At 49.3% G+C, this 26569-nt stretch carries 21 protein-coding genes and 2 pseudogenes; 12 read left to right on the top strand and 11 right to left on the bottom strand.

What is annotated here, in order from left to right:
* Positions 1-86: 86 nt before the first annotated feature.
* Complete coding sequence (locus HMPREF3047_RS00925; protein WP_070711937.1) at positions 87-1496, bottom strand: DEAD/DEAH box helicase; 1410 nt, start codon at positions 1494-1496, stop codon at positions 87-89.
* A gap of 336 nt (positions 1497-1832) precedes the next feature.
* Here HMPREF3047_RS00925 and HMPREF3047_RS00920 point away from each other — a divergent pair, with 336 nt between their 5' ends.
* The 8 genes from HMPREF3047_RS00920 (at position 1833) to gloB (ending at position 14627) form a co-directional block, all read left to right on the top strand.
* Positions 1833-2777: a class I SAM-dependent methyltransferase gene (locus tag HMPREF3047_RS00920; protein WP_070711936.1), complete on the top strand. Its 945-nt coding sequence runs from the start codon at positions 1833-1835 to the stop codon at positions 2775-2777.
* A 112-nt stretch (positions 2778-2889) separates the two neighbouring features.
* Positions 2890-4071, top strand: coding sequence for an aspartate aminotransferase family protein (locus HMPREF3047_RS00915; RefSeq protein ID WP_070711935.1), 1182 nt, complete (start codon positions 2890-2892; stop codon positions 4069-4071).
* Between the two features lie 225 nt (positions 4072-4296).
* On the top strand, positions 4297-5232 hold the full coding sequence (locus HMPREF3047_RS00910; protein ID WP_070711934.1) for a dihydroorotate oxidase: 936 nt from the start codon (positions 4297-4299) through the stop codon (positions 5230-5232).
* Positions 5233-5322: 90 nt separating this feature from the next.
* Positions 5323-7323 carry a DNA helicase Rep gene (gene rep, locus HMPREF3047_RS00905; RefSeq protein WP_070583946.1) on the top strand — a complete coding sequence of 667 codons (2001 nt, stop codon included), beginning with the start codon at positions 5323-5325 and terminating at the stop codon, positions 7321-7323.
* 308 nt (positions 7324-7631) lie between these two features.
* Positions 7632-11558 carry a phosphoribosylformylglycinamidine synthase gene (purL, locus tag HMPREF3047_RS00900; protein WP_070711933.1) on the top strand — a complete coding sequence of 1309 codons (3927 nt, stop codon included), beginning with the start codon at positions 7632-7634 and terminating at the stop codon, positions 11556-11558.
* Positions 11559-11780: 222 nt separating this feature from the next.
* Entirely contained in the window at positions 11781-12584 is an 804-nt protein-coding gene (locus tag HMPREF3047_RS00895; RefSeq protein WP_070711932.1) for an HNH endonuclease, read from the top strand.
* A gap of 184 nt (positions 12585-12768) precedes the next feature.
* Positions 12769-13854 carry a hypothetical protein gene (locus HMPREF3047_RS00890; protein ID WP_070711931.1) on the top strand — a complete coding sequence of 362 codons (1086 nt, stop codon included), beginning with the start codon at positions 12769-12771 and terminating at the stop codon, positions 13852-13854.
* 23 nt (positions 13855-13877) lie between these two features.
* The gene (gene gloB, locus HMPREF3047_RS00885; RefSeq protein ID WP_070711930.1) at positions 13878-14627 is read left to right on the top strand and encodes a hydroxyacylglutathione hydrolase; all 750 of its coding nucleotides are present in this window, start codon (positions 13878-13880) and stop codon (positions 14625-14627) included.
* A 70-nt stretch (positions 14628-14697) separates the two neighbouring features.
* Here gloB and guaA read toward each other — a convergent pair whose 3' ends face one another.
* The 3 genes from guaA to dut form a co-directional block, all read right to left on the bottom strand.
* Positions 14698-16263: a glutamine-hydrolyzing GMP synthase gene (gene guaA, locus HMPREF3047_RS00880; protein ID WP_070461856.1), complete on the bottom strand. Its 1566-nt coding sequence runs from the start codon at positions 16261-16263 to the stop codon at positions 14698-14700.
* Between the two features lie 148 nt (positions 16264-16411).
* A complete protein-coding gene (locus tag HMPREF3047_RS00875) occupies positions 16412-16738 on the bottom strand; it encodes a hypothetical protein (RefSeq protein WP_039862324.1) in 327 nt (108 codons plus the stop codon).
* 186 nt (positions 16739-16924) lie between these two features.
* Positions 16925-17377 (bottom strand): dUTP diphosphatase, encoded by a 453-nt coding sequence (dut, locus tag HMPREF3047_RS00870; protein ID WP_003680707.1) that lies wholly within the window; start codon positions 17375-17377, stop codon positions 16925-16927.
* 111 nt (positions 17378-17488) lie between these two features.
* Between dut and pdxH the strand changes: the two genes are divergently transcribed.
* Both pdxH and HMPREF3047_RS00860 read left to right on the top strand, forming a co-directional pair.
* Positions 17489-18121, top strand: a complete 633-nt coding sequence (gene pdxH / locus HMPREF3047_RS00865; RefSeq protein WP_070711929.1) for a pyridoxamine 5'-phosphate oxidase — start codon at positions 17489-17491, stop codon at positions 18119-18121.
* A 159-nt stretch (positions 18122-18280) separates the two neighbouring features.
* The gene (locus HMPREF3047_RS00860; RefSeq protein ID WP_070711928.1) at positions 18281-19339 is read left to right on the top strand and encodes a pseudouridine synthase; all 1059 of its coding nucleotides are present in this window, start codon (positions 18281-18283) and stop codon (positions 19337-19339) included.
* 75 nt (positions 19340-19414) lie between these two features.
* On the opposite strand, the pseudogene HMPREF3047_RS11485 reads toward HMPREF3047_RS00860, so the two are convergent.
* The 7 genes and pseudogenes from HMPREF3047_RS11485 to HMPREF3047_RS00830 all read right to left on the bottom strand — a co-directional run.
* Positions 19415-19486: pseudogene (locus tag HMPREF3047_RS11485) on the bottom strand (dioxygenase); the annotation flags it as partial.
* A 402-nt stretch (positions 19487-19888) separates the two neighbouring features.
* Complete coding sequence (locus tag HMPREF3047_RS00855; RefSeq protein WP_049322076.1) at positions 19889-20527, bottom strand: RloB family protein; 639 nt, start codon at positions 20525-20527, stop codon at positions 19889-19891.
* A 4-nt stretch (positions 20528-20531) separates the two neighbouring features.
* The gene (locus HMPREF3047_RS00850) at positions 20532-21848 is read right to left on the bottom strand and encodes an AAA family ATPase (RefSeq protein WP_049322073.1); all 1317 of its coding nucleotides are present in this window, start codon (positions 21846-21848) and stop codon (positions 20532-20534) included.
* Between the two features lie 249 nt (positions 21849-22097).
* Positions 22098-22408: pseudogene (locus HMPREF3047_RS10825) on the bottom strand (DUF4143 domain-containing protein); the annotation flags it as partial.
* Between the two features lie 68 nt (positions 22409-22476).
* Positions 22477-23226, bottom strand: coding sequence for a 23S rRNA (guanosine(2251)-2'-O)-methyltransferase RlmB (gene rlmB, locus HMPREF3047_RS00840; protein ID WP_003680716.1), 750 nt, complete (start codon positions 23224-23226; stop codon positions 22477-22479).
* A gap of 62 nt (positions 23227-23288) precedes the next feature.
* Positions 23289-23597 (bottom strand): AzlD family protein, encoded by a 309-nt coding sequence (locus tag HMPREF3047_RS00835; protein WP_070711927.1) that lies wholly within the window; start codon positions 23595-23597, stop codon positions 23289-23291.
* Positions 23594-24304 carry an AzlC family ABC transporter permease gene (locus tag HMPREF3047_RS00830; RefSeq protein WP_070711926.1) on the bottom strand — a complete coding sequence of 237 codons (711 nt, stop codon included), beginning with the start codon at positions 24302-24304 and terminating at the stop codon, positions 23594-23596. Before HMPREF3047_RS00830 ends, HMPREF3047_RS00835 begins: the two co-directional genes overlap by 4 nt.
* Positions 24305-24406: 102 nt before the next feature.
* On the opposite strand from HMPREF3047_RS00830, the gene HMPREF3047_RS00825 reads away from it, so the two are divergent.
* Both HMPREF3047_RS00825 and HMPREF3047_RS00820 read left to right on the top strand, forming a co-directional pair.
* On the top strand, positions 24407-25381 hold the full coding sequence (locus HMPREF3047_RS00825) for a PhoH family protein (protein WP_004520317.1): 975 nt from the start codon (positions 24407-24409) through the stop codon (positions 25379-25381).
* 121 nt (positions 25382-25502) lie between these two features.
* Positions 25503-26489, top strand: a complete 987-nt coding sequence (locus tag HMPREF3047_RS00820; protein ID WP_070711925.1) for a malate dehydrogenase — start codon at positions 25503-25505, stop codon at positions 26487-26489.
* The last annotated feature ends 80 nt before the right edge of the window (positions 26490-26569 follow it).

Genomic DNA, 26569 nt, shown 5'->3' with positions numbered 1-26569 from the left:
ATCATCTATAATTCTTTATTTATAAAAAAAGGGCGTGTTTTCACACGCCCTTATATCTTTTTCAGACAGCCTTAAGATTGAAGCAATCAACCTTTTTTATGTTTGCCGCCAAAGCCGTCGTTAGACTTACGTTTGCCTTTAAAGCCTTCGCCGCCTTTTTTGAAACCGTCAGCTTTTTTGAAACCGTCTTTTTTAAAGCCATCTTTCTTGAAACCGTCTTTTTTATGGCCTTCGCCGCGAGCTTTACCGCCGAAACCTTCTTTAGCCGGTTTCTTATCGCCGCGCCAGCCGCCGGATTTACGATCGCCCCAGCCGCCTTTGCCTTTCGGTTTGCCGCCGGCAGATTTGCGTTTGCGTGTCGGCTCCATGCCTTCGATGGTCAGCTCAGGCAATTTGCGGCCGATGTATTTTTCAATTTTGTGTACTTTGACGTATTCGTTCACTTCGGCAAAAGTAATCGCAATACCGGTACGGCCTGCGCGGCCGGTACGGCCGATGCGGTGAACGTAGTCTTCTGCCTGTTTCGGCAAGTCGTAGTTGATAACGTGGGTAATGGTCGGTACGTCGATACCGCGTGCGGCTACATCGGTGGCAACCAAAATTTTGCAGCGGCCTTTGCGCAAATCCATCAGCGTGCGGTTACGCCAGCCTTGCGGCATATCACCATGCAGGCAGTTGGCGGCAAAACCTTTTTCGTACAATTCATCCGCGATGACTTCGGTCATGGCTTTAGTGGATGTAAAAATCACACATTGATCGATATTGGCATCGCGCAAGATGTGGTCGAGCAGGCGGTTTTTATGGCGCATATCGTCGCAGTACAATAGCTGCTCTTCGATTTTGCCTTGATCATCCACACGCTCAACTTCGATGGTTTCAGGGTCTTTGGTCAGTTTGCGCGCCAGTTTGCCTACTGCGCCGTCCCAAGTGGCAGAGAACAACAAAGTCTGACGATCGCTCGGCGTTGCTTCCACGATGGTTTCGATGTCGTCGATAAAACCCATGTCCAACATACGGTCGGCTTCGTCCAGAATCAGCACTTCCAAACGATCAAAATCAACTTTACCGCTCTGCATCAAATCCATCAGACGGCCCGGAGTAGCGACAATCAGGTCAACCGGTTTGCTCAAGGCGCGGGTTTGGTAACCGAAAGATGCGCCGCCGACAATGCTGACAGTACGGAACCAACGCATATTTTTAGCATACGCCAGCGCGTTTTTTTCCACCTGAGCCGCCAGTTCGCGGGTCGGGGTCAATACCAAAGCGCGCGGGCCTTTGCCCGGTTTTTCGCTGCGCTTGGTCAGTTTTTGCAAGGTAGGCAGCAAGAAGGCTGCGGTTTTGCCTGAACCGGTTTGTGCCGAAGCCATAATGTCGCGGCCGTCCAAAGCAAACGGAATTGCTTGCGCCTGAATCGGGGTTGGGCTTTCATAACCCTCGCCGCGTACGGCAGACAAAATGTTTTTATCAAGGTTCAAATCGGCAAATTTAATAGACATATCTATCCTAAGAGACAACAACGCGCACGCCTGAACAATTTCAGACGACCTGAAGCAAAGGAAAGTAACGATACGGGAAATGTGAAGTTACAGGGTTGTCGCAAGCATCTTGCTTGTGGTTAACATCGACGACAACCTGCACAGAAAAGGCTTTGCAAATATGCAAGCAATAAAAGAAACGCGCCCGAAACGGCGGTTTAGGTTGGATGACGATGGCTTCGTATCAAAAGACGAACGGCGGATAATATAGATTTTATGGATAACAGTCAAGCAAAAAGACATCAAGTACGTTAAAATCCAAACCCTTCCCAATACTTATTCAGGCCGTCTGAAACCATGACCGACATTACCCCCTTTGCCAACCGCTTGGGCAAAAACATCAAACATCTTATGAAATGGGCCAAACGCAACAATATTGAAGCCTGGCGCATTTACGACCGCGATATTCCCCAATTTCCCTTTGCCGTCGATGTTTACGGCGACCAAATCCATCTTCAGGAATACGATACCGGCTGGCTGATGCAGCCCGAAGAGTATGAAGCATGGCTTGCCGATGTATTGGAAGCCATCGGATTTGTTACCGGTTTTGCGCCCGAACAAATCCACCTCAAACGCCGCGAACGCCAAAAAGGCTTACAACAGTACGAAAAAACCGGCAAAACCGGCGATGATTTCGTCATCACGGAAAACGGCCGCAAATTTTGGGTCAACCTCGACAAATACCTCGATACCGGCCTTTTCCTCGACCACCGTAACACGCGCAAAAAAGTCGGCGAAACCGCAGCGGGCAAACGCTTCCTCAACCTGTTTTCCTATACCGGCAGCTTCACCGTCTATGCCGCCACCGGCGGCGCAACGTCCAGCGAAACCGTTGATTTATCGAATACTTATCTCGATTGGGCGAAACGCAATTTCGAACTCAACGGCATCAGCCTCGAACAACACAAAATCGTCCGCGCCGATGTGTTCCAATATCTGCAAAATGCCGCAGACGAAGGCAAAAAGTTCGACCTGATTGTCATGGATCCGCCCAGCTTTTCCAACAGCAAAAAGATGCTCGACATTCTCGACATCCAGCGCGACCATAAAAAGCTGATTGACGGCGCGATGAACCTACTCGCTTCAGACGGCATTCTGTATTTCTCCAACAACCTGCGCAGCTTTGTGTTGGACGATTCGGTCGCGGAACAATACGCAGTCAAAGATATTTCCAAGCAGTCCGTTCCCGACGATTTCCGCAACAAAAAAATCCATCAATGCTGGGAAATCAAGCATAAATAAGCATCAGGCCGTCTGAAAGCCAGTTTTCAGACGGCCTGATTACCATATTGAATCTCTCAATCAATAGGCGCATAATTGAAGAGATTGTTGACAATATCAAAAGGAAAAGAACATGCAAAACTACCTGACACCCAATTTCTCATTCGCCCCCATGATTCCGGAACGCGCGCTCGGCAGCCGGGTTTGGGATACCGAAGGACGAGAATACATTGATCTGTCAGGCGGTATTGCTGTGAACGCGCTGGGTCATTGCCATCCCGATTTGGTCGCAGCCTTGGCCGAGCAGTCGCAAAAACTCTGGCACATTTCTAATATCTATACCACCCAACCGGCTCAAGAATTGGCCAAAAAATTGGTCGAAAATACCTTTGCCGACAAGGTGTTTTTCTGCAATTCCGGCGCAGAGGCCAATGAAGCCGCGCTGAAACTGGCGCGCAAATACGGCCGCGATCATTTTGGCGAGCATAAAACCGAAATCATCTCCTGCCTCAACAGCTTCCACGGCCGCACCCTGTTTACCGTATCCGTCGGCGGCCAGCCCAAATACAGCAAAGACTACGCGCCGCTGCCGGCCGGCATTACCCACGTTCCCTTCAATGATGTTGTCGCATTAGAAGCAACCATCAGCGACAAAACCTGCGCTGTGATTATCGAGCCGATTCAAGGCGAAAGCGGCATCCTGCCTGCCACCCAAGAATATCTGCAAGCCGCACGCCGTTTATGCGACAAGCACGGAGCATTGCTGATTTTGGACGAAGTGCAAACCGGCATGGGGCATACGGGCAAACTGTTTGCCTACGAGCATTACGGCGTAACACCCGATATTCTCAGCTCCGCCAAAGCCTTGGGCGGCGGCTTCCCGATTGGCGCAATTCTGACCACCGATAAAATCGCCCCAACCTTCGGCCCCGGAACACATGGCTCAACCTTTGGCGGCAATCCGATGGCGTGCGCAGTCGGCAGCCGTGCATTTGACATCATCAATGCGCCCGAAACATTGGCACACGTTAAACAACAAGGCCAAAAACTTCAGACAGCCTTGCGTGAAATAGGCGAAAAGACCGGCGTATTTAAAGAAGTCCGCGGCATGGGCTTACTGCTTGGCTGCGTGTTGGCAGACGAATACGCAGGCAAGGCATCGGAAATCACCGCCGCCGCTTTGAAACACGGCCTGATGGTACTGGTTGCCGGCGCCAATGTCGTGCGCTTCGCCCCCAGCCTGCTGCTGAACGATGAAGATATGGCCGAAGGCTTGAAACGTTTTGAAGCGTCTTTAACCGAATGGTTGGCCTGATTTTTAAAACCCAATATCCAAATCAGCCGACAGCTTTTGGTTCTATTAATGCCATATAGTGAAAGCCGTCTGAAAGACCGTTTGAGTTTTTCAGACGGCCTTTTTTTAATATTGAAAACAACATCCGCCTACATGCTTTGTCATTTGATGTTTGTTAAAAATCGTGACACCTCTTCGTGCTACGCTTGTCAAACAATTTGATTTTACGAAGAAAAGGAGCAGGAGATGATATCGTTGAAAACCCAAATTGCCGGTTTTTCTTTTGACAACTGTCTGATGAATGCGGCAGGTGTTTTATGTATGACTGTTGAGGAATTGGAAGCGGTCAGACAGTCTTCGGCAGGCACTTTCATTACCAAGACCGCAACGCTTACCCCGCGTCAAGGCAACCCAGAGCCGCGTTATCGGGACGTGCCTCTCGGCAGCATCAATTCGATGGGTTTGCCGAATCAAGGCATTGATTACTATCTGGATTACCTGCTTACCCTTCAAGAATCTGAGCCGGAACGGACATTTTTCCTATCATTGGTCGGTCTATCGCCCGGCGAAACACATATCCTGTTGGAAAAAGTGCAAAATAGCGGGTTTAACGGCATTACCGAACTCAACCTATCCTGCCCAAACGTCGCCGGCAAACCGCAAATCGCCTATGACTTTGAAACAACCGAGATGATTTTGGATAATACGTTTACCTACTTCGACAAGCCCTTGGGCATCAAATTGCCGCCGTATTTCGATATAGCCCATTTTGATCAAGCGGCGAAAGTGTTCAACCGCTATCCCCTAAAATTCGTCAACTGCGTTAACTCCATCGGCAACGGCATGTATATCGAAGACGAATCCGTCGTCATCCGCCCGAAAAACGGCTTCGGCGGCATAGGCGGCCAATACATCAAACCGACTGCGCTCGCCAATGTCCACGCGTTCTATCAAAGACTGGATCCGTCTATCCAAGTTATCGGAACGGGCGGCGTTTACAGCGGCCGTGATGCGTTTGAACACATCTTGTGCGGCGCAAGCATGGTGCAGATCGGCACGGCGCTACACCAGCAAGGCGTAGACATTTTTGAACGGGTTTCCCTTGAATTAAAAGCCATCATGGTGCAAAAAGGCTATGAGAAGCTGGAAGACTTCAAAGGCAAATTGAAATATTTTGCATAAGGTTTACTCTAAAAAACGCCCAAGGCCGTCTGAAAATTTCAGACGGCCTTGTTGTATAATTGCTCCCCACATTACCCGTCTTCCCCTTCAATGAAACTCAACCCCCAACAGCAAGCCGCGGTCAAATATCTAGGCGGCCCCCTGCTCGTCCTTGCCGGTGCAGGCAGCGGAAAAACCGGTGTGATTACGCAAAAAATCAAGCATTTGATTGTCAATGTCGGCTATCTGCCGCATACCGTCGCCGCGATTACCTTTACCAATAAAGCAGCTACGGAAATGCAGGAGCGCGTCTCCAAAATGTTGCCTAAGTCGCAAACGCGCGGGCTGACGATTTGCACCTTCCACTCTTTGGGTATGAAGATTTTGCGCGAAGAAGCCGATCAAATCGGTTACAAAAAAAACTTTTCCATCCTCGACTCTACCGACAGCGCCAAAATAATCGGCGAGCTTTTGGGCGGTACGGGCAAAGAAGCCATATTCAAAGCGCAACATCAAATTTCCCTTTGGAAAAACGATTTAAAAACGCCTGAAGAAGTAGTTCAGACGGCCGCTAATGTGTGGGAACAACAAACAGCGCACGTCTATGCGAGTTATCAGGAAACCCTGCAAAGCTATCAGGCAGTGGACTTCGACGACTTAATCCGCCTACCAGCCGTACTCTTGCAGCAAAACAGCGAAGTGCGCAACAAATGGCAGCGGCGGCTGCGTTATCTGCTGGTTGACGAATGCCAGGACACCAACACCTGCCAATTTACCCTGATGAAGCTCTTGACCGGCGCGGAAGGCATGTTTACCGCCGTCGGCGACGACGACCAGTCCATCTACGCATGGCGCGGCGCAAACATGGAAAACCTGCGTAAAATGCAGGAAGACTATCCGCAGATGAAGGTCATCAAGCTGGAGCAAAACTACCGCTCCACCGCGCGGATTCTCAAAATCGCCAACAAAGTCATCGAAAACAACCCCAAACTCTTTACCAAAAAACTTTGGTCGCAGTTCGGCGAAGGCGAAATCGTCAAAGTCGTTGCCTGCCAAAGCGAGCAGCACGAAGCCGACTGGGTCGTCAGCCAAATCGTCAAACAGAAGCTGGTCGGCGGCGACAAAACCCAATACGCCGATTTCGCCGTGTTATACCGCGGCAACCATCAGGCGCGGATTTTTGAAGAATCCTTGCGCAGCGCGCGTGTTCCCTACCAACTCTCCGGAGGACAAAGCTTTTTCGACAAAGCCGAAATCAAAGACGTTTTGTCCTATTTGCGCCTGCTTGCCAACCCCAACGACGATCCCGCCTTCCTGCGCGCCGTGACCACGCCTAAACGCGGCATCGGCGACGTTACATTGGGCAAGCTCAACACCTACGCGCACGAACACGAATGCAGCCTATATGAAGCCGCGCAAACCGAAGAAGCGCTTGCCCTATTGAACCATACCAACCGCCAACACCTGCAAGCCTTCATGGATATGATTGAAAACTACCGCACCAAAGCCGAAACCAGCGAAGCAGGCGAGCTTATTCATAACCTGCTAAAAGAAATCGACTACGAAAACCACCTGTTGGCCAATGAGGAAGGCAAAGCAGGTGAAATCAAATGGCGTAACGTTACCGACCTGACCGGCTGGCTGGAACGCAAAGGCGAGCAAGACGGCAAAAACATCATCGAGCTTGCCCAAACCATCGCCCTGATGACGCTTTTGGAGGGCAAAAGCGAAGAAGAAATCGATGCCGTCAAACTCTCAACCCTGCACGCTTCCAAAGGTTTGGAATACCCCTACGTTTTCCTTGTCGGTTGCGAAGAAGGCATCTTGCCGCACAACGACAGCATAGAAGAAGACAATGTCGAAGAAGAACGCCGTCTGATGTACGTCGGCATTACCCGTGCCAAACGCCAGCTTATACTGACCCACTGCCTCAAACGCAAAAAGCAAGGCACATGGCAGTTCCCCGAGCCGAGCCGCTTCATAGACGAAATGCCGCAGGAAGACATCAAAATCCTAGGCCGCAAAGGCGGCGAGCCGATTGTGAGTAAGGAAGAAGGAAAAAGCAATCTGGCAGGATTGCTGGACATGTTGGGAAACAAAAGAAAAGGATAAAGCAAGGCCGTCTGAAAGTAAGGTTTCAGACGGCCTTATTGTCAGCAAAATATCAAAGACAACAATTAAATAATTTTTACTTTATTCCTTTATGCCTATCCGTCCCCATTCCTCCCGATTCTTCAAAAAAAAAACAAAAATAATCGAATAATCAGGTGCAAAAATAAAAAAGCAGGTGACACGATTGCCTTATTCCCCTTCAATTCACACGCAAAAATTGTCAACACTTGAAGTATAAATTCACAAGCAAAATTGCATTTTTCAGGTATAATAATGGATTCCCCAACTGCATTTTGTGAGCTGAATCCATGTCTGTTGTTCTGCCCTTGCGCGGTGTAACCGCCCTTTCCGATTTCCGTGTTGAAAAACTCTTCCAAAAAGCAGCCGCCCTCGGCCTGCCCGAAGTCAAATTAAGCAGCGAATTTTGGTATTTTGTCGGTAGCGAAAAAGCACTTGATGCCGCGACAGTCGAAAAACTGCAAGCCTTACTGGCAGCGCAAAGCGTTGAACAAACGCCCAAAGCGCGCGAGGGCTTGCATTTATTTTTGGTAACGCCCCGTTTGGGCACCATTTCTCCTTGGGCTTCCAAAGCAACCAATATCGCCGAAAACTGCGGTTTGGAAGGCATTGAACGTATCGAACGCGGCATGGCCGTATGGTTGGAAGGTGCGCTTACCGACGGGCAAAAACAACAATGGGCAGCCCTGTTGCACGACCGCATGACCGAAAGCGTGTTGACCGACATCGATGCGGCGGCGCAACTGTTCCACCATATCCAATCGGAAACCTTCTCCAGCGTAGATGTATTGGGCGGCGGTAAAGAGGCATTGGTCAAAGCCAATACCGAAATGGGCTTGGCGCTTTCAGCCGACGAAATCGATTATCTGGTCGAAAACTACCAAGTTTTAAACCGCAATCCGTCCGATGTGGAATTGATGATGTTCGCGCAGGCAAACAGCGAACACTGCCGCCACAAAATCTTCAACGCCGACTTCATCCTCAACGGCGAAAAACAACCGAAATCCCTTTTCGGCATGATTCGCGACACACACAATGCGCATCCCGAAGGCACGGTCGTTGCCTATAAAGACAATTCGTCCGTGATCGAAGGCGCAAAAGTCGAACGTTTCTATCCAAATGCGGCAGAAAACCAAGGCTACCGTTTCCACGAAGAAGACACCCATATCATCATGAAAGTGGAAACACACAACCACCCGACCGCCATCGCGCCGTTTGCGGGCGCGGCAACGGGCGCGGGCGGTGAAATCCGCGATGAAGGCGCAACAGGTAAAGGCTCACGTCCGAAAGCAGGCTTGACCGGCTTTACCGTCTCCAACCTGAATATCCCTGGCTTGGAGCAACCTTGGGAACAAGCTTACGGCAAACCCGGCCATATTGCTTCTCCTTTAGACATCATGATTGAAGGCCCGATCGGCGGCGCAGCGTTCAACAACGAATTCGGCCGTCCGAACCTCTTGGGCTACTTCCGTACTTTTGAAGAGAAGTTCGACGGTCAGGTTCGCGGCTATCACAAACCGATTATGATTGCCGGCGGCTTGGGCAGCATTCAGGCACAGCAAACACACAAAGACGAAATCCCCGAAGGCGCATTGCTTATCCAACTGGGCGGCCCGGGTATGCTCATCGGCTTGGGCGGCGGCGCAGCCTCTTCCATGAACACCGGCACAAACGACGCATCTTTGGACTTCAACTCCGTACAACGCGGCAACCCCGAAATCGAACGCCGCGCGCAAGAAGTCATCGACCGTTGCTGGCAGCTTGGCGACCAAAACCCGATTATCTCCATCCACGATGTCGGCGCAGGTGGCTTGTCCAACGCCTTCCCTGAACTCGTCAACGATGCCGGCCGCGGCGCGGTATTCAAACTGCGCGAAGTACCGCTGGAAGAACACGGCCTCAGCCCATTGCAAATTTGGTGTAACGAATCGCAAGAGCGTTATGTGTTGTCGATTTTGGAAAAAGATTTGGACACCTTCCGCGCCATCTGCGAACGCGAACGCTGCCCATTTGCCGTGGTCGGCACGGCGACCGACGACGGCCATTTGAAAGTGCGCGACGACTTGTTCTCCAACAATCCTGTCGATTTGCCGTTGAACGTTTTGCTTGGCAAACCACCCAAAACCACGCGCACCGACAAAACAGTTACGCCGTCTGAAAAACCGTTTAACGCCGGCGATATCGACATTACCGAAGCCGCCTACCGCGTTCTGCGTCTGCCTACCGTAGCTGCTAAAAACTTCCTAATTACCATCGGCGACCGCAGTGTCGGCGGCATGACCCACCGCGACCAAATGGTCGGCAAATACCAAACCCCCGTAGCCGACTGCGCCGTTACCATGATGGGCTTCAATACCTATCGTGGCGAAGCGATGTCTATGGGAGAAAAACCGACTGTCGCCCTGTTTGACGCGCCTGCTTCGGGCAGAATGTGCGTCGGCGAAGCCATCACCAACATCGCGGCAGTCAACATCGGCGACATCGGCAATATCAAACTCTCCGCCAACTGGATGGCGGCATGCGGCAACGAAGGCGAAGACGAAAAACTTTACCGCACCGTCGAAGCCGTCTCCCAAGCCTGTCAGGCATTGGATCTGAGCATCCCCGTAGGCAAAGACAGCCTGTCAATGAAAACCGTGTGGCAGGACGGCGAAGAGAAAAAATCTGTCGTCTCGCCGTTGAGCCTGATTATCTCCGCGTTCGCGCCAGTTCAAGACGTACGCAAAACCGTTACGCCCGTATTAAAAGACAATGCCAATTCATTCGCTATTCTGCTGATGATTGACTTAGGCAACAACAAGTGCCGTATGGGTGGGTCTGCACTGGCTCAAGTGTATAACCGAAGCGGCGGCGAAGCACCTGATATTGATGCAGGCCATCTGAAAGCGTTTTATCAGTTAATTCAGCAACTCGTTCAAGAAGATAAGTTGCTGGCCTACCACGACCGCAGCGACGGCGGTTTGTTTGTGACTCTGGCAGAAATGGCATTTGCTTCTCGCCGTGGCATGAATCTCGACCTGCTGACAATGGTAAGTAAAAATATTAACGTTCAAAACGAGTATTACTCGTCTCAAGAATGGCAAAAATTTGTCCTAACTACCCTGTTTAACGAAGAATTAGGAGCCGTTATTGCTGTTCACGCTGCCGACCACGAATATATTTTCAATTTGTGCGAGAAACTGAATCTCACGCTGCACCATTTGGGAGAGTTTGCCGACAGCGGCCATATGGTCATCAATGCAGGAGAAGAATTTTTCAATCAATCCCTTACCGACCTGCAACGCGCATGGCAGGAAACCAGCCACGCCATTCAACGTCTGCGCGACAACCCTGCCTGCGCCGACAGTGAGTTTGCCCTGATTGACGACAACGACCGCAGCGCATTGTTTGCCGACGTGAAGTTCGACGTGAACGAAGACATCGCCGCGCCTTTCGTCAACAGCGGCGCGAAACCCAAAATCGCCATCCTGCGCGAACAGGGCGTGAACGGACAAATCGAAATGGCCGCCGCCTTCACCCGCGCCGGATTCGATGCTTACGACGTGCATATGTCCGACCTGATGGCAGGCCGCGTCCACCTTACCGACTTCAAAATGCTGGCGGCGTGCGGCGGCTTCAGCTACGGCGACGTACTCGGCGCAGGCGAAGGCTGGGCGAAATCCATCCTGTTCCACCCTGCTCTGCGCGACCAATTTGCCGCCTTCTTCGCCGACCCGAACACGCTGACATTGGGCGTGTGCAACGGCTGTCAAATGGTCAGCAACCTTGCCGAGATTATCCCGGGCGCAGAAACATGGCCGAAGTTCAAACGCAACTTGAGCGAACAGTTTGAAGCGCGCCTGAGTATGGTTCATGTTCCAAAATCCGCATCGCTGATTCTGAACGAAATGCAAGGCTCCAGCCTGCCTGTCGTGGTCAGCCACGGCGAAGGCCGCGCCGACTTCGCACTTCACGGCGGCAATATTTCCGCCGATTTGGGCATTGCGCTGCAATATGTGGACGGTCAAAACCAAGTGACCCAAACTTATCCGCTCAACCCTAACGGCTCTCCTCAAGGTATCGCCGGTGTGACCAACGCCGACGGCCGCGTCACCATCATGATGCCCCACCCCGAACGCGTGTACCGCGCCGCACAAATGAGCTGGAAACCGGAAGACTGGACGGAACTGTCCGGCTGGTACCGCCTCTTCGCCGGAGCAAGGAAGGCTTTGGGTTAACCGGCAGGCTGATTTGATTCGGCTTTAAAGAAAAGGTCGTCTGAAAACGATTTAGTGAAACCTGCTATATCTGTTTTCAGACGACCTTTATGTTCTTTTGCGTATAAGACCGAGCCGACCGCCGTCATTCCCGCCTGCGCGGGAATGACGGCCTAGATTTTTTGTCCCGAACCTATATACAAATAAACTTAATTGAATTTATAGAAAGATTTGGAGAAGCTTATGTCTAACATAGTAATTTTTAAAAACATGCCGAATGATGATGACTATATTAAATGGATTGATGAAAACCCAAATGGATTTGTATTAAATATAGATCAAACTAAAGACCCTTCTAAGATTTGGAAAGATTATCCCAAAATACATTTTGCTAATTGTAACCAACTAAATAAAAGGCCGGGGCGCACAACTGGAAAATATTTCAAAGTTTGCTCAAACTCAATTGAAGAACTTGAAAAATGGAGCCTGGATGAATACAGGAGAGAACTAACTCCATGCGGAACCTGTAAGAAAAACGGATTACTGGTAGGACGGCTCATGGGAATACCAAATTTTCAGGTAGCTTCTACCCTGTCCTTAAAATCTGATATAGACGAACTCGAAGAATGTTTAGCCTCCGAGACTAATCCAGAAAAGCGAACCGAAATTGAAACTTTGATAAAAGCCCGTCAAGGGCAAGGCAGATTCCGGCAAAAACTACTCGAACTGTATCCGAACTGCCCGCTAACAGGTCTAGATGTTCGGTCTTTACTTATTGCCAGCCATATCAAACCTTGGAGCAAATGCAATAATGAAGAGAGGTTAGATCCCTTCAATGGACTGATGCTCGCACCCAATATTGACGCATTATTCGATAGCGGACTGATTACGTTTGATGCCGACGGTACGATAAAAATCAGTCCGAAAATCGATCTGGAAAATCAAAAGCGGCTTGGAATTTCTCCCGATATGAAATTAAAAATCGAACCTGAAAGCGAAAAATATTTCGAGTATCACCTCAACCATGTTTTCCAAAAAGAAGAATAAATAGTGTTGAACAGTCCGTTGATTTAAGGTTGTCTGAAAACGATTTAGCGAACCTCGCTATATCCGTTTTCAGATGACCTTTTTGCGTCCTTTTGCGTATAAAGACCAAACTCGTCGCCGTCATTCTGTATAATTGCCACTTTTAAACTATAATCGACATATTCAGACGGCCTTTCCCGACATTATGACTCGACAAGCCTTTATCCTCAGCGATTGTGAATTTTCCGAATGCGGAGAAAAGCCTTACGCCCTGTTGACTGCGAATCCGACGAAGGAACACCACTTCATCGCCCAAACCGAGCAGCGGCAGCATGCGCATAATCCGCAGGTCAGCCCGCAAAACCAAAACGTTTACCGCCTGCCTCTGTCAATGTTTCATACTGGCGAAAAAGCCCGTAGCAAAGAACAAAACCGCAGCGAAGCGATAAGCGTCAACATCATCGGCAACTTGGCGGCGAAAAACCTCTATACGCTGACCTTTGTCGAAGACTCCGCCAACCAATACAATCTGGAAAGCTGGTTCAACCGTCATGAAAGCGGCTACGAAGAGGCCTGCAATCATCTGCGCACCTTACCTGCAGGCCGTCTGAAAACAACTACGGCAAATGCCGATACCGTCAAAGTACCGGATGCCTTGTGGCGGATATTGCGACTGAAATTCCTCGGTATCCTGCGCAATCCGCACAACCATAAAAACCTGTTTGCCCACCGACTGCATCAAACACTGCGGGCGCGGCTGCCGGAAGTCGGTTTTGAATTTGTCCGCTTGATCAGCAAACGCGACCCCAAGCGCATCGAAGCCATTATGCAGGACTACCGTTTCACTTTTCTCGGCTATGTCGATTGGCTGGGCGGACTTTACGGTATGTTGAGCGAAGGCGTGGCGCAGCCGTCGTTGTTTGAACGGCTGTTTTGCAACATCTTTGCCGAACCCGAAGCCGTGAAAATCGAATTGTTCCGCTATCCGGAAAACACGGGGCTGTGCCTGTTTGGCGACAGCAGTTTCTGCCTGCAAGCCTCGGCCAAGCTATTCAGCGTCGGCGTTAATATCTCGCACGATATGTTTGCCGTCGTCCATCTGCAAACCGACCGTTGGCACGCGTTTAAGAATACCTTTCATCACGACGCGCCCAAACTGCAAGGCCAAGTGCGGATTATCGACGGCGACCAAACCCAAAGATTGCTGTTCAACCGACTGTGCATCTATCAAGCCCATGAAGCTGTGTTCGGCCAAAGCCCGAATATCAAAGATTATCTAGAGGCCGTCTGAAACCCCAAACCAGAAGAAAGCATATGAAAATCACGCCAATCCAAGCCCTAAACGACAACTACATCTGGATGATTCAAGAAGGCAACCATGCTGCCTGCGTCGATCCGTCCGATGCCACGCCCGTTTTGAAATTCCTCGTCCACAACCGCCTGATGCTGGCACAAACATGGATTACCCATCCACACCCCGACCATACCGGCGGCGCGAAAAGCCTGTTCCACGGCTTTTTAGAATCCCCAATCTATGGCGAAAGCGACATCAACGTAGCGACGCATACCGTTACCGCAGGTACGCAGTTCTCGTTTGGAGAAGGCTTGGTTACCGTTTGGGCAACTCCCGGCCATACCGACCGCCACATCAGCTATCTGCTGGAAAATTCAGACGGCCTGCACGTTTTCTGCGGTGATACCTTGTTCTCAGCAGGTTGCGGCCGCGTATTTACCGGAACGATTGAGCAGCTTTACGACAGCTTCCACCGATTCAACCAGCTGCCCGAAGAAACGCTGTTTTATCCGGCGCACGAATATACCGCCTCCAATCTGCGCTTTGCCCAGCATATCGAGCCGGACAACGCCGATATTCAGACAGCCTTGGCCGCTGCCGAACACACGCCGACGCTGCCTGTCAGCCTGGCGCACGAACGCAAAGTCAACCCTTTTTTACGCGTTCACCTGCCCCAAGTTCAGGCACGCGCCGAAGAATTGAGCGGACGAAAATTAAACAGCGAACTCGAAGTCTTCGCCGCTTTGCGTGAATTAAAAAATCAATTTTAATTGGGCTTAGTTCCCAAAGAATAAGGCCGTCTGAACAATATCTGTTCAGATGGCCTTTATTATTTAGGGATTATTCCCATTCAATCGTGGCAGGCGGTTTGCCGCTGACATCGTAAACCACACGGTTAATGCCTTTGACTTCGTTGATGATGCGGTTGGACACGCGGCCAAGCAGCGAGTAAGGCAGCTCAGCCCAGTGCGCGGTCATGAAGTCGCTGGTGATGACTGCGCGCAGTGCGACGACGTAGTCGTAAGTGCGTCCGTCGCCCATTACGCCAACGGATTTCACAGGCAGGAATACGGCAAAGGCTTGGCTGGTCAGGTCGTACCAAGATGTGCCGTTTTCGTCGGTGGTGTTGCGCAATTCTTGAATGAAAATATCGTCTGCCTGACGGAGCAAGTCGGCGTATTCTTTTTTCACTTCACCCAAGATACGCACGCCCAAACCTGGACCCGGGAACGGATGACGGTACACCATTTCACGCGGCAGGCCCAAAGCGACGCCCAATTCGCGTACTTCGTCTTTGAACAAATCACGCAAAGGCTCAAGCAGCTTGAGCTTCATGTTTTCAGGCAGGCCGCCGACGTTGTGGTGGGATTTGATGGCGTGGGCTTTTTTGGTTTTTGCGCCTGCGGATTCGATTACGTCAGGGTAAATCGTACCTTGCGCCAACCATTTGGCGTTGGTGAGTTTTTTCTCTTCAGCATCAAATACTTCGATAAATTCCGCACCGATGATTTTGCGTTTTTTCTCTGGGTCGGTCACGCCGGCAAGTTTCGCCAAAAACTGCTCTTCGGCATCAACGTGAATCACGCGTACGCCCAAGTTGCGGGCAAACATGTCCATCACCATTTTGCCTTCGTTCAAACGCAACAGACCGTGGTCAACAAACACGCAGGTCAGTTGGTCGCCGATGGCACGGTGAATCAGCGCGGCCGCTACGGAAGAGTCCACGCCGCCGGACAGACCTAAAATCACTTCATCGCTGCCGACTTGTTCGCGGATTTTGGCGACGGCTTCTTCGATGTAGTTCGGCATGGTCCAGCTGGGTTGTGCACCGCAAATATCCAAGACAAAGCGGTTCAACAGGGCGCGGCCTTGTTTGGTGTGTGTCACTTCAGGGTGGAATTGGATGCCGTAGAATTGTTTCTCGGCGTTTTCCATCATGGCAATCGGGCAAGACGGGGTATCGCCGATGACAGAGAAGCCGGTAGGCAGTTTGGAAACTTTATCGCCATGGCTCATCCATACGTCGAGCGTGTTTGGCGCATCGTCTTGAATGCCGCGTGTCAGCTCGCTGTCAATGGTTTTAACTTGCGCATAACCGAATTCGCGTTGGTTGCCCGGGGTAACTTCGCCGCCCAAGTGGTGCGCCATAAATTGCATGCCGTAGCAGATGCCCAAAACCGGAATGCCCAAATCAAAAATACCGGTATCGGCTTGATAATCGGATTCGTAAACGGAATTAGGGCCGCCGGAGAGAATGATGCCTTTGGGGTTGAAGGCTTTGATTTCTTCCAAAGGCATGTCGAAAGAATGCAGTTCGCAGTAAACATGGGCTTCGCGCACGCGGCGGGCGATCAGCTGGGTAACTTGCGAGCCGAAGTCGAGAATAAGGATTTTGTCTTGGGTCATGGCGGAAACTTTGCAAAATGTAAGAAAACGGTGCGGCCGTAAGGGCAAATTTTAAATTTAAACCACAATAAAAAAGGCCGTCTGAGTCGGCGGATTATACCATTGTTCAGACGGCCTTTATAGGGCAAAACCCAAATCTCTCATCTTTCTATTTTGTGTGTTTTTCAGGAATCATATCGCTACGCGAGAGCAACAGCAGGCAACCCAACACGACCATGCCGATGGCCAATAACGGCGAGAGGTAAATCCAGTAGCTCATGTGCAGATAAATGGCTGTACCGATATAAACCAGCATCGGACCGGAAACGATGGACTGTTTATTGATGCCGTCCATAATCAACACGGCAAAGCCCAAAATAATTAATGCGCCGGCAATCATGGTTGATGTCGCAGGCAAAATATCCGTAGCACGTAAAAACCAAATCGCACCAAAGATAATCAAAAACAAAGGCAGAAAAAGTGAGGGGCGGGACATAACAACGCTCCGTAAAGGTTTCAGACGGCCTGTATTATTGGGTGCGCCGGCCATGCAGGCAAGATATAAAAATGCAATCTTGTGTGTAATTATGCAAAGGTTGGCACAACAAAAAGGCCGTCTAAACAGTGGCAAATCGAAATCGAATATTTCAATTTATCCCGTTTCAGACGGCCTTTTAAATCATCAGGCTTTGCCGGTGCTGCCGAATCCGCCTTCACCGCGCTCGCTGGCGGCAAACTCGTCCACAACCTTAAACGCGGCTTGGACAACCGGCACAATCACCATCTGCGCGATACGCTCCATCGGCTCGATGGTAAACGCTTCTTTACCACGGTTCCACAGAGAGACCTTCAATTCGCCTTGATAATCCGAGTCAATCAAACCGACCAAATTGCCCAAAACAATACCGTGCTTATGACCCAAGCCGGAACGCGGCAACAAAACGGCTGCATACGCAGGGTTGGCCAAATGCACCGCCAAACCGGTCGGCACGAGATACACATCGCCCGGCTGCAATACAACAGCTTCATCCAGGCAGGCACGCAAGTCCAAACCGGCAGAACCGGGCGTTGCATAAGCAGGCAGGGAATCGGCCATTTTCGGATTTAAGATTTTCAGTTCGACTTCGGTTTGCATGACAGGACTCCGTATTGTTCTATATTGGAAAGGGCTACGATTATACACAAATGCCCTTGAGGCCGTCTGAAAAAACGGGGTATGATTCAGTCAAACCTAAGGAGAAAAATCATGGATCTGCACAATATCCGCGAAGATTACAGCAAACGCGAGCTGTCGGAAGCCGAATGCCACGCCGACCCGATTGTCCAATTCGAGCAATGGCTGAACGAAGCGATTCACGCCGAAGTCAACGAGCCGACAGCGGTCAATGTTGCCGCCGTAGGCGAAGACGGCAGGCCCAACAGCCGCATGGTACTGCTGAAAGAAGTCAACCCCAAAGGCTTTGTTTTCTTTACCAATTACCACAGCCGTAAAGGACGCTCCTATACGACACACCCTTTTGCCGCCATGACTTTTTTCTGGCCGGAACTCGAACGCCAAGTGCGCATTGAAGGACGCATTGAAAAACTCGACGCCGCCGCTTCGGACGAATATTTTGAAAGCCGTCCGTATACCAGCCGTATCGGCGCATGGGCAAGCGCACAAAGCGAAGTGATTTCCAGCAAAGCCGTATTGGTGGCCAAGGCCGCGGCCGTCGGTGTCAAACATCCCCTGCATGTTCCCCGCCCGCCGCATTGGGGCGGATACCTCGTTATTCCCGACCGCATCGAATTCTGGCAAGGCCGCCCCAGCCGCCTGCACGACCGCATCCAATACCGCCTGGTTGACGGCAACTGGATACGCGAACGCCTTTCACCATAATTTTCGGATTTTCAAACAAAAATTTACTGGTTGAGTTACAATACAGCCTTTCATCGGCAGGCCGTCTGAATCTGATTTTCAGACGGCCTTTTCCCCCAATCCAACCCCTGCCGCAACCGCCGCAGAAGAACCGCTTTTTCAAGCGAGTTAGGAAAAATCATGTCCAAACAGCCTTCCAGCAAACGCCAATGGCGCGACGGCGTATCATCTACCGCCCAAAAACCCTCCAAACCGGCCAAATCCTTTGCCAATAAAAAACGTCCCGACGACGAGCGAAAAACATCAGGCAAACCTTACGGCCAAAAAGTTTCAGACGGCCCTAAAGCTCAAAATACCGCGCCTAAACAACGTGCTGCCAAAGCCAAAAAACTGGTTGTCCGCAACCCCAACCAAAAAATCATGGAGCACGCCCGCGATTTGAAAGAACGCCGCAGCGACCTTTCCCGCTTCGAACCCGAGCGCCTGCAAAAAGTCCTGGCTGCTTCCGGCGTCGGCTCACGCCGCGAAATGGAAGAATGGATCAGCAACGGCTGGGTAACGGTCAACGGCCGTGTAGCCCAACTGGGTGAAAAAGTTACGCCCGACGATCATGTTACCGTCAAAGGCAGCATCATCAAACTCAAATGGGCAGACCGCCTGCCGCGCATCATCCTCTACTACAAACAAGAAGGCGAAATCGTTTCCCGCGACGACCCGCAAGGCCGCGTCAGCATTTTCGACCGCCTGCCGCAAGCAGCCAGCAGCCGCTGGGTAGCCATCGGCCGGTTGGACATCAATACCAGCGGCCTTTTGATCCTGACCACTTCAGGCGAACTCGTTCAACGCTTTGCCCACCCCAGCTTTGAAGTCGAACGCGAATACGCCGTACGCGTATTGGGCGAGTTGACCACCGAACAAATGCGCGTCCTAACCGAAGAAGGCGTGATGCTCGAAGACGGTTTGGCAAAAGTAGAACGCATCTACGAACAAGGAGGCGAAGGCGCAAACAAATGGTATAACGTGGTCATCAAAGAAGGCCGCAACCGCGAAGTACGCCGCATTTTTGAAAGCCAAGGCCTGACCGTCAGCCGTCTCGTCCGTGTAGGCTTCGGCCCTATCGGCTTGCCAAACCGCCTCAAACGCGGCCAGTTCTATGAACTCAATCCGGCAGAAGTCGCCAACATCATCAAATGGGCAGATATGCTGCTGCCGGGCGAACGTCGCCGGAAGAAAAGTTAATGTAAGATAAATCGGGGCTGAGGCCTTTACAAAATCGTCTCAGCCCGACAAAATCTTGCACAAGTCATAAACATAGTGGGTATTGAAAGGATTTTCTTTATCCAACACATTCATCGGACTGCCATGTCCGACAAATAATACAGGCATTTTTTCATCGTTGCCTCCTTAATATCTGATGAGGCGGATTGTACGGATAAATGATTAAGCAATAAATCTCAATTTATGAACAACATATTTTCCCAGTAGGAAATGATGAAATATTCTTTGGGTTTGCTGCAAAGTTAAAAAGAGGTCGTCTGAAAATGGTTTCAGACGACCTCTTGGTTTTAAATAACAAGGATACATTACATACACAAAAGTAATGCACTCGCGCATTAAATTCATGGTTTGTTGCGGCATATTCGGCTTCTTAAGTTTATACGTTTAAAAACATGAACGCATTTTAAAGGGAACGATAGGGAATATCAAAGAATAGCCATTTCTTTAAATTGCAGAGTTTCGGCGAATAGACAGAAGACTTTTAAGATTTCGAAGCGATTTTTCATAAGATTACTGCTTAATTTTCCTTAATTTATCAACCAAGTCATGAACTTCGGTAGATGGATTCAACTCATCATCTGTTTGCGCTTCTCTAAAAGCCCTTCTTGAGTTTGCTATTGCTGTTTCTATATAAGGTAACAAAGCCCTATAAACACCTTGCTGCGCCTTATTGTAATTCATTGAAAAATTTGCTTTCCATTCGTTATTAAGTAAAGCAACACAATTATCACCAGCACTTTTATCGCCTGTTTTCACAATAGGTGCGCGAGAATATTTAAAATGGCAAAGATACCAATATTCAAAACTTGGGTAAGATACAATCAAATTTATATTGTGTTTCTTCGCCAACTTTTGGGCATCATCAAAGGTTTGATGCGCATCTCTATCAATGACACAATAAACTTCATCAAATTCTAAATGTTGACTTTGCTTATCTTTTTCTTCAATAGCAGTTTCAACCACTGATTTAGGATCAGAACCGCGTCCAGAATAAACTTGAACATTTACCGAAGAAAGGTTTTCAGTAGAAATCAAGTCTTCAAAATAAAGTTTTTCCGTTTTCTCACCTTCGCAAACGATTAAAATGGTTTTATAAGCTTCTCGTTTTGGTGCTTTACGGGATAAATCTCGAGCTTTCCGTTTTGCCATAGCCTTAATCCTCCCAAAAAGAGAATGGGAAATTAAAGTCTTGGAAAATAGGTTTTGCCCCATATTTACCGCTCAAATAATATTCTTCAATATCTTCACGATTGATATGCGGTTTAAAATCTGTTAATGGATAAAGCATTGTTGATCTATCCTTATTTTTTTCACAAAACCAAATTTGATCCCGACGTAATAGATTTTTCCTTAACACAGATGTTTCATGTGTTGTAAAAATAAGCTGGGCATTTCTTTGGTTAATTGGGGAATTGAATAGTTTAACCAAAAATCTAACCAGATCAGGATGTAGGCTTTTATTTAATTCATCAATAACCAAAGTATCGCCATTATGCAAAACCTCCAGAATCAATCCTGAAAACTCAAATAATTTTTGCGTACCATCTGATTCGTCTCTTAAATTTATTTTTTGTGGTTTATTTTCATTATCCAAATATACAAAAAAAGTCTCGTGTTGGGCAATGATGTGCCGTTGTAAATCTTGCAGTATTTCCTTTTTAATGAAATCAGGAATATCATCAGGAAGTTCTTCAAAATTTACTTTAGGCTTTTCAAAAACAATATCATCTAATTCGATACCTGCAGAACGCAATAACTGAATCATGATCTTTTTATCTTTTTCAGATTTTTTACATTGCTTTTTTGCCATCTCATTGCTGATTCTATCTGTGCTAATAATTGGAATTCTATTGATGAGGCTATGAAAAATAGGTTTGATTTGTTCACTATTTAAATGTGCTGCACTAGATAAGAATAGCTGATCCGGTCTGGTTTGATTTCTCCAACTCACTCTTTCGCCTTTGAAATAATCAGACATTTTCCAATCGTAGCTTTCGGTCTGCTGGTTATACTCACGGGAATACCAGTTTTGTTCGCGACCTTTTGGATAGACACTTAACCATTCTTCATGGATTTTTTTGTCATCAGCAATAAAGCCATAATCCACTCTAGTAGGTTGCAAACTACCTTCATCATTGAGTAAATCCACAACAAATGAAATGTCATAATGTGTTGGATTGTTTTTGTATGTTTCATCAAAAAGAAAAGATTTAGTTCTGATTGGTTCTTTCTCTTTCTTATTGAAGGAATCCGAAAGAATTTGAATCATTGAATATAATGCCTTGATTACATTGGATTTGCCTGAAGCGTTGGCTCCATAAATAACGGCAGATTTTAATAAAGACGGTGTAGCGGGCGCATTACTATCAAAATAGTTGTCCGGCATTTCCGTTCCTGAATCACGAACCAACGAAAGCGTCTGTTCTTGTTTGATTGAACGATAATTTTCAACAGAAAATTGGATTAACATAATAAGCCCTTTTTTATTGCAATTTTAGGTAAAAAAAACCTGATTTGGCCATCTTATCACCTTATGGTTTTCCTCTCAACTGTTATAAATAACACATTGGTCTACACTCCAAAATTCAGACGGCCTTTTTCCCGAGCTATTTAGAGCGAAAATAAACGTTAGTTAATGGAGAGCTTAATTCAAGCCCTCGGAAATCCTTACCTTCGTAGATGATTGACATTAGTGCAATAATGGAAAACCATAAATTTATTATTTAGTAATTAAAAAACCATACAACGGCACATTCACCAGCCAATCTTGTTCCCGATAATCTGCCATGGAAAATCGAATTGCTTGCTCAGGTTGAAATTGTTCTGCATACACTTTCAAACTTTTCGCTTTTAAATTTTCTTCTACTTTGACTTCAATCGGAATCACAGCTTGCTTACGTTGCACAACAAAATCAACCTCTGCCGTGACTTTTTCAGTTGCCCAATAGAAAACAGAGTTTTCCTGTGTGGCAATAGTTGTTGCAGCACATATTGTTTGGTCATTACGCCTTTGGATTCGATGAAAATTCGGTAAAAACGTCGTCTGAAAACCAAACTTCCAGTTTTCAGACGACGTTTTCAGTTCATAAACCTAAGCGTTATTTCTCTGCTTTCAACACCCGTTGACGGCGGGTTTCGCTCAATACCATGCCTGCGCTGACGGAAACGTTCATGCTTTCTACCGTGCCAAACATCGGAATCGATATCAGCATATCGCAATGTTCGCGCGTCAGGCGGCGCATACCTTCGCCTTCGTTGCCCATTACCCAAGCCACGCTGTCAGGCAAGTCGCAGTGGTAAAGGTCGGAGTCGCCACCCATGTCCGTGCCGACAATCCAAATGCCGTATTCTTTCAATTCACGCAAAGTACGGGCAAGATTGGTTACGGTAATATACGGCACGGTTTCCGCCGCGCCACAGGCAACTTTACTGACGGTCGCATTCAGACCGGCACTTTTGTCTTTGGGCGCAATCACGGCATGCACGCCCATCGCATCGGCAGTACGCAGGCACGCGCCGAGGTTGTGCGGGTCGGTAATGCCGTCCAATACCAGCAAAAACGGGGGTTCGCTCAGGTTTTCCAACACATCTTCCAAGTGAACATGGTTTTTGGAAGCATCGATAAACCCGACCACACCCTGATGGCGTGCCCCTTTGCTGATGGCATTTAGGCGGTCGGCATCGGCAAAATGCACGCGCACGTTTTCAGAGGCCGCTTTATCCAATACATCGCGGGTGCGCGCATCGGATTTGCCCTCTTGGATATAGAGTTCGGTAATCGATTTCGGGTTTTGCCACAAACGGGCATTGACGGCGTGAAAGCCATAGATGAGTCGTTGGTTTGCCATGTTTTTGCTTTATCAAAAAATTCAGACGGCCATTATAACAAGTAAGGCCGTCTGAAAATTTTTTATTTCATCAAATAACCGAGTATGCCCGAAGTGCCAACACCGATTAATACCGTCATCAACATCGAAAACCGGCTGGCGGCCAATACCGTCAAAGCAATGGCAATCAGCTCATGCGGTTTGTCCGACACAAAATAAGGCGCAATCACGGAAATCAACACGCAGCCTGGCGCGGCTTCCATAACCACTTGCGCACGACGGCTCAACGTACGGTTGCGTAATGCAAAAAAGCCGATTAATCGGGTTGAATAAGTAACGGCCAACATGCTTAAAAACAGCAAAAACGATTGCAGCGACAACAAATCCTTCATTTTTGCTCTCCCCACAAATACGCCACCAACAGGCCCGATAACGTTCCGGCCGGAACATACCATGCGCCATCCACGGTCAAATAGGTTGCGCACGCCACAATCAGGCTGACAAACCAAGGGCGCGAAGCCGCAAAGCTCTTCCACATCCCGCGCAGCAACACCAAAAACACCGCAGGAAACGCCATGCCGAAGCCCCAAGCCGCCACATCGCCGAACATCGGTCCGACTACCGCGCCAAATGCCGCAAAAGCAATCCACGTTACATACAAAATAAAACACACGCCGGCATAAAACGGCATATTGAATGCAGGCAAACCTGCCGCCTTACGCTTTTGAATTTCAGCAAACGCCATTGCCCAGCTTTCATCACACATAAAAAACAGCGCGGGCATTGCCTTTTTCAGCGGCATATCCCTCATATACGGCGCAATCGCCGCCCCCATCAGGATATGGCGCGAATTGATCATAAACGTAACCGTTGCAATCAGCATAATCGGCAAAGGATTTGCCCACAAATTGACTGCGGCAAATTCCGAACCTCCGGCAAAGTTCATGCCCGTCATCAGCAGCATTTCCAGCCAACTCATGCCTTTCTGCCCACCCTGCATGCCCAAAATCAGCGCCCACGGCAACAAGCCGATCAGCATGGGGGAACATTCTTTGATACCGCGCAGAAATTCCGATTGAGGAGAAGCAGTCTGATTCATTTTGATTGAAACGGTTTATTAAAAAGAAGCGACGTATTATAAAGCAGGCCGTCTGAACAAGGGTATAATACGGAAAAATTAGATTTATTTACGGAAACCGATATGACCCACACCGTCCATCTACAGTTTGAAGAAATTGACAATACCGTGTTGCAACGCCTGTGCGGCGCGCTCGACAGCAATCTCGAAGCCTTAGGCAAAGCCCTTGATATCCAAATCAGCCGCCGCTTCGAACATTTCACCTTCATGGGCGAACTGGCACACGCCGGCCGTCGCGCCTTGCTGTCGCTTGCCGAAGCCGCAGAAAAAGGCGACTTGGACGACAACGCCATCAGCCTCGCGGCCGTCGAAGCCAAAACCGCAGATGAAAAACACGAAGAAAAACACCACGACCAACAATACTATTTCCGCACCAAACGCGGCAGCATCGGCGGCCGTACCCCGCGCCAAAACGGCTATATCCGCGCCTTGCTCAACCATGATGTCGTGTTCGGCTTAGGCCCTGCCGGTACGGGCAAGACCTATCTTGCCGTTGCCGCCGCAGTCGATGCCATGGAAAAACACCAAATCGAACGCATCGTTTTGGTACGCCCTGCAGTCGAAGCAGGCGAAAAATTAGGCTTCCTGCCGGGCGATTTGGCGCAAAAAGTCGATCCCTACCTGCGCCCGCTTTATGATGCGCTTTATGACTTGATGGGCTTTGACCGCGTCACCAAACTGATGGAAAAAGGTTTGATTGAAATTGCGCCGCTGGCCTATATGCGCGGCCGCACCTTAAATGGCGCGTATGTCATTTTGGACGAAGCGCAAAACACCACCCCCGAACAAATGAAAATGTTCCTAACCCGTATCGGCTTCGGTGCCAAAGCAGTCATTACCGGCGACATCAGCCAAATCGACTTGCCGCGCAACATCAAATCTGGCTTGAAAGATGCACGCGAAAAACTGCGCGATGTAGAAGGCCTATATTTCCACACCTTCACCAGCGAAGACGTTGTCCGCCATCCTTTGGTGCAGAAAATCGTTGAAGCCTATGAAGCAGCAGAAGAACAAGCTGAAAAGAAAAACGGCGAATAATCTTTTCAAACACTTCAGGCCGTCTGAAAATCAAATTTCAGACGGCCTTCTTACATCATTTGCCACATAATACTGCTATAATCCGAAAACCAAGTAAAACAACGACTTCAAAAGGAAAAATATGACCCTCAAGCCACCCGTCCGAATCGCCGTTACCGGCGCGGCAGGCCAAATCGCCTACGCCACCCTCTTCCGTATCGCCGGCGGCATCATGCTCGGACGCGACCAACCCGTTATCCTGCAGCTGCTCGACCTGCCGCAGGCACAACAGGCATTGCGCGGCGTGATTATGGAAATGCAGGATTGCGCCTTCCCGCTCCTTGCCGACATCTTCGCCACAGACGACCCCGAAGTCGCCTTCAAAGATGCCGACATCGCCCTCTTGATTGGAGCGCGCCCGCGTACCCAAGGCATGGAGCGCGCCGACTTGCTGCACGCCAATGGCGAAATTTTCAAAGTACAAGGCGCGGCGTTGAACAAAGTTGCCAATCGCAACGTTAAAGTCCTCGCCGTCGGCAATCCAGCCAATACCAACGCCTACATCGCCATGAAATCCGCACCCGACATCCCGCCGGAAAATTTCACCGCCCTGATGCGTCTCGACCACCACCGCGCTGTCAGTCAAATTGCCGAAAAAATCAACCGCCCGATTACTTCCATCGAGCAAATGTGCGTCTGGGGCAACCACAGCCCGACCATGTACGCCGACTACCGCTACGCCACCAGTAACGGCGAGTCCGTCCAAGACATGATTACCGAACCCGACTGGAACACCGAAGTCTTCATGCCGAAAATCGCCGAACGTGGTGCCGCCATTATTGCCGCACGCGGTTCATCATCCGCAGCTTCCGCCGCCAATGCCGCCATCTACCACCTACGCGACTGGTTGCTCGGCAGCAGCGGTAAATGGATAACCATGGGCGTTCCATCCGACGGCTCTTACGGCATTCCCGAAGGTTTGATTTTCGGCTTCCCCGTCATTTGTGACGAAGGCAGCTACCGCATCGTCCAAGGCTTGGACTTGTCGGATGAATTCAGCCAAAAACGTATTGCCGCCACACTGGCCGAATTAGAAGAAGAACGTTCAGCCATCCAGGATCTACTCTAAAACAAAGGCCGAGACCTTTGCAAAAAAGTCCTTCCCCCGACAGCCGAAATCTAAACAAAGATTTTCGGCTGTTTTTGTTT

The organism is Neisseria sp. HMSC075C10, from assembly GCF_001815615.1.
GTDB classification, from domain to species: domain Bacteria; phylum Pseudomonadota; class Gammaproteobacteria; order Burkholderiales; family Neisseriaceae; genus Neisseria; species Neisseria subflava_A.
The sequence above is the reverse complement of the archived record's forward strand: the minus strand, read 5'-3'. Positions and strand labels throughout refer to the sequence as shown.

Bases quoted from the DNA above. Each gene is read 5' to 3' on its own strand.
- purL (WP_070711933.1), top strand. From the start codon at position 7,632: ATGTCTGTTGTTCTGCCCTTGCGCGGTGTAACCGCCCTTTCCGATTTC.
- gloB (WP_070711930.1), top strand. From the start codon at position 13,878: ATGAAAATCACGCCAATCCAAGCCCTAAACGACAACTACATCTGGATG.
- HMPREF3047_RS00820 (WP_070711925.1), top strand. From the start codon at position 25,503: ATGACCCTCAAGCCACCCGTCCGAATCGCCGTTACCGGCGCGGCAGGC.
- HMPREF3047_RS00890 (WP_070711931.1), top strand. From the start codon at position 12,769: ATGACTCGACAAGCCTTTATCCTCAGCGATTGTGAATTTTCCGAATGC.
- HMPREF3047_RS00915 (WP_070711935.1), top strand. From the start codon at position 2,890: ATGCAAAACTACCTGACACCCAATTTCTCATTCGCCCCCATGATTCCG.
- pdxH (WP_070711929.1), top strand. From the start codon at position 17,489: ATGGATCTGCACAATATCCGCGAAGATTACAGCAAACGCGAGCTGTCG.
- HMPREF3047_RS00910 (WP_070711934.1), top strand. From the start codon at position 4,297: ATGATATCGTTGAAAACCCAAATTGCCGGTTTTTCTTTTGACAACTGT.
- HMPREF3047_RS00830 (WP_070711926.1), bottom strand. From the start codon at position 24,304: ATGAATCAGACTGCTTCTCCTCAATCGGAATTTCTGCGCGGTATCAAA.
- HMPREF3047_RS00875 (WP_039862324.1), bottom strand. From the start codon at position 16,738: ATGTCCCGCCCCTCACTTTTTCTGCCTTTGTTTTTGATTATCTTTGGT.
- HMPREF3047_RS00895 (WP_070711932.1), top strand. From the start codon at position 11,781: ATGTCTAACATAGTAATTTTTAAAAACATGCCGAATGATGATGACTAT.
- HMPREF3047_RS00920 (WP_070711936.1), top strand. From the start codon at position 1,833: ATGACCGACATTACCCCCTTTGCCAACCGCTTGGGCAAAAACATCAAA.
- HMPREF3047_RS00850 (WP_049322073.1), bottom strand. From the start codon at position 21,848: ATGTTAATCCAATTTTCTGTTGAAAATTATCGTTCAATCAAACAAGAA.
- guaA (WP_070461856.1), bottom strand. From the start codon at position 16,263: ATGACCCAAGACAAAATCCTTATTCTCGACTTCGGCTCGCAAGTTACC.
- dut (WP_003680707.1), bottom strand. From the start codon at position 17,377: ATGCAAACCGAAGTCGAACTGAAAATCTTAAATCCGAAAATGGCCGAT.
- rlmB (WP_003680716.1), bottom strand. From the start codon at position 23,226: ATGGCAAACCAACGACTCATCTATGGCTTTCACGCCGTCAATGCCCGT.
- HMPREF3047_RS00925 (WP_070711937.1), bottom strand. From the start codon at position 1,496: ATGTCTATTAAATTTGCCGATTTGAACCTTGATAAAAACATTTTGTCT.
- rep (WP_070583946.1), top strand. From the start codon at position 5,323: ATGAAACTCAACCCCCAACAGCAAGCCGCGGTCAAATATCTAGGCGGC.
- HMPREF3047_RS00855 (WP_049322076.1), bottom strand. From the start codon at position 20,527: ATGGCAAAACGGAAAGCTCGAGATTTATCCCGTAAAGCACCAAAACGA.
- HMPREF3047_RS00825 (WP_004520317.1), top strand. From the start codon at position 24,407: ATGACCCACACCGTCCATCTACAGTTTGAAGAAATTGACAATACCGTG.
- HMPREF3047_RS00835 (WP_070711927.1), bottom strand. From the start codon at position 23,597: ATGAAGGATTTGTTGTCGCTGCAATCGTTTTTGCTGTTTTTAAGCATG.
- HMPREF3047_RS00860 (WP_070711928.1), top strand. From the start codon at position 18,281: ATGTCCAAACAGCCTTCCAGCAAACGCCAATGGCGCGACGGCGTATCA.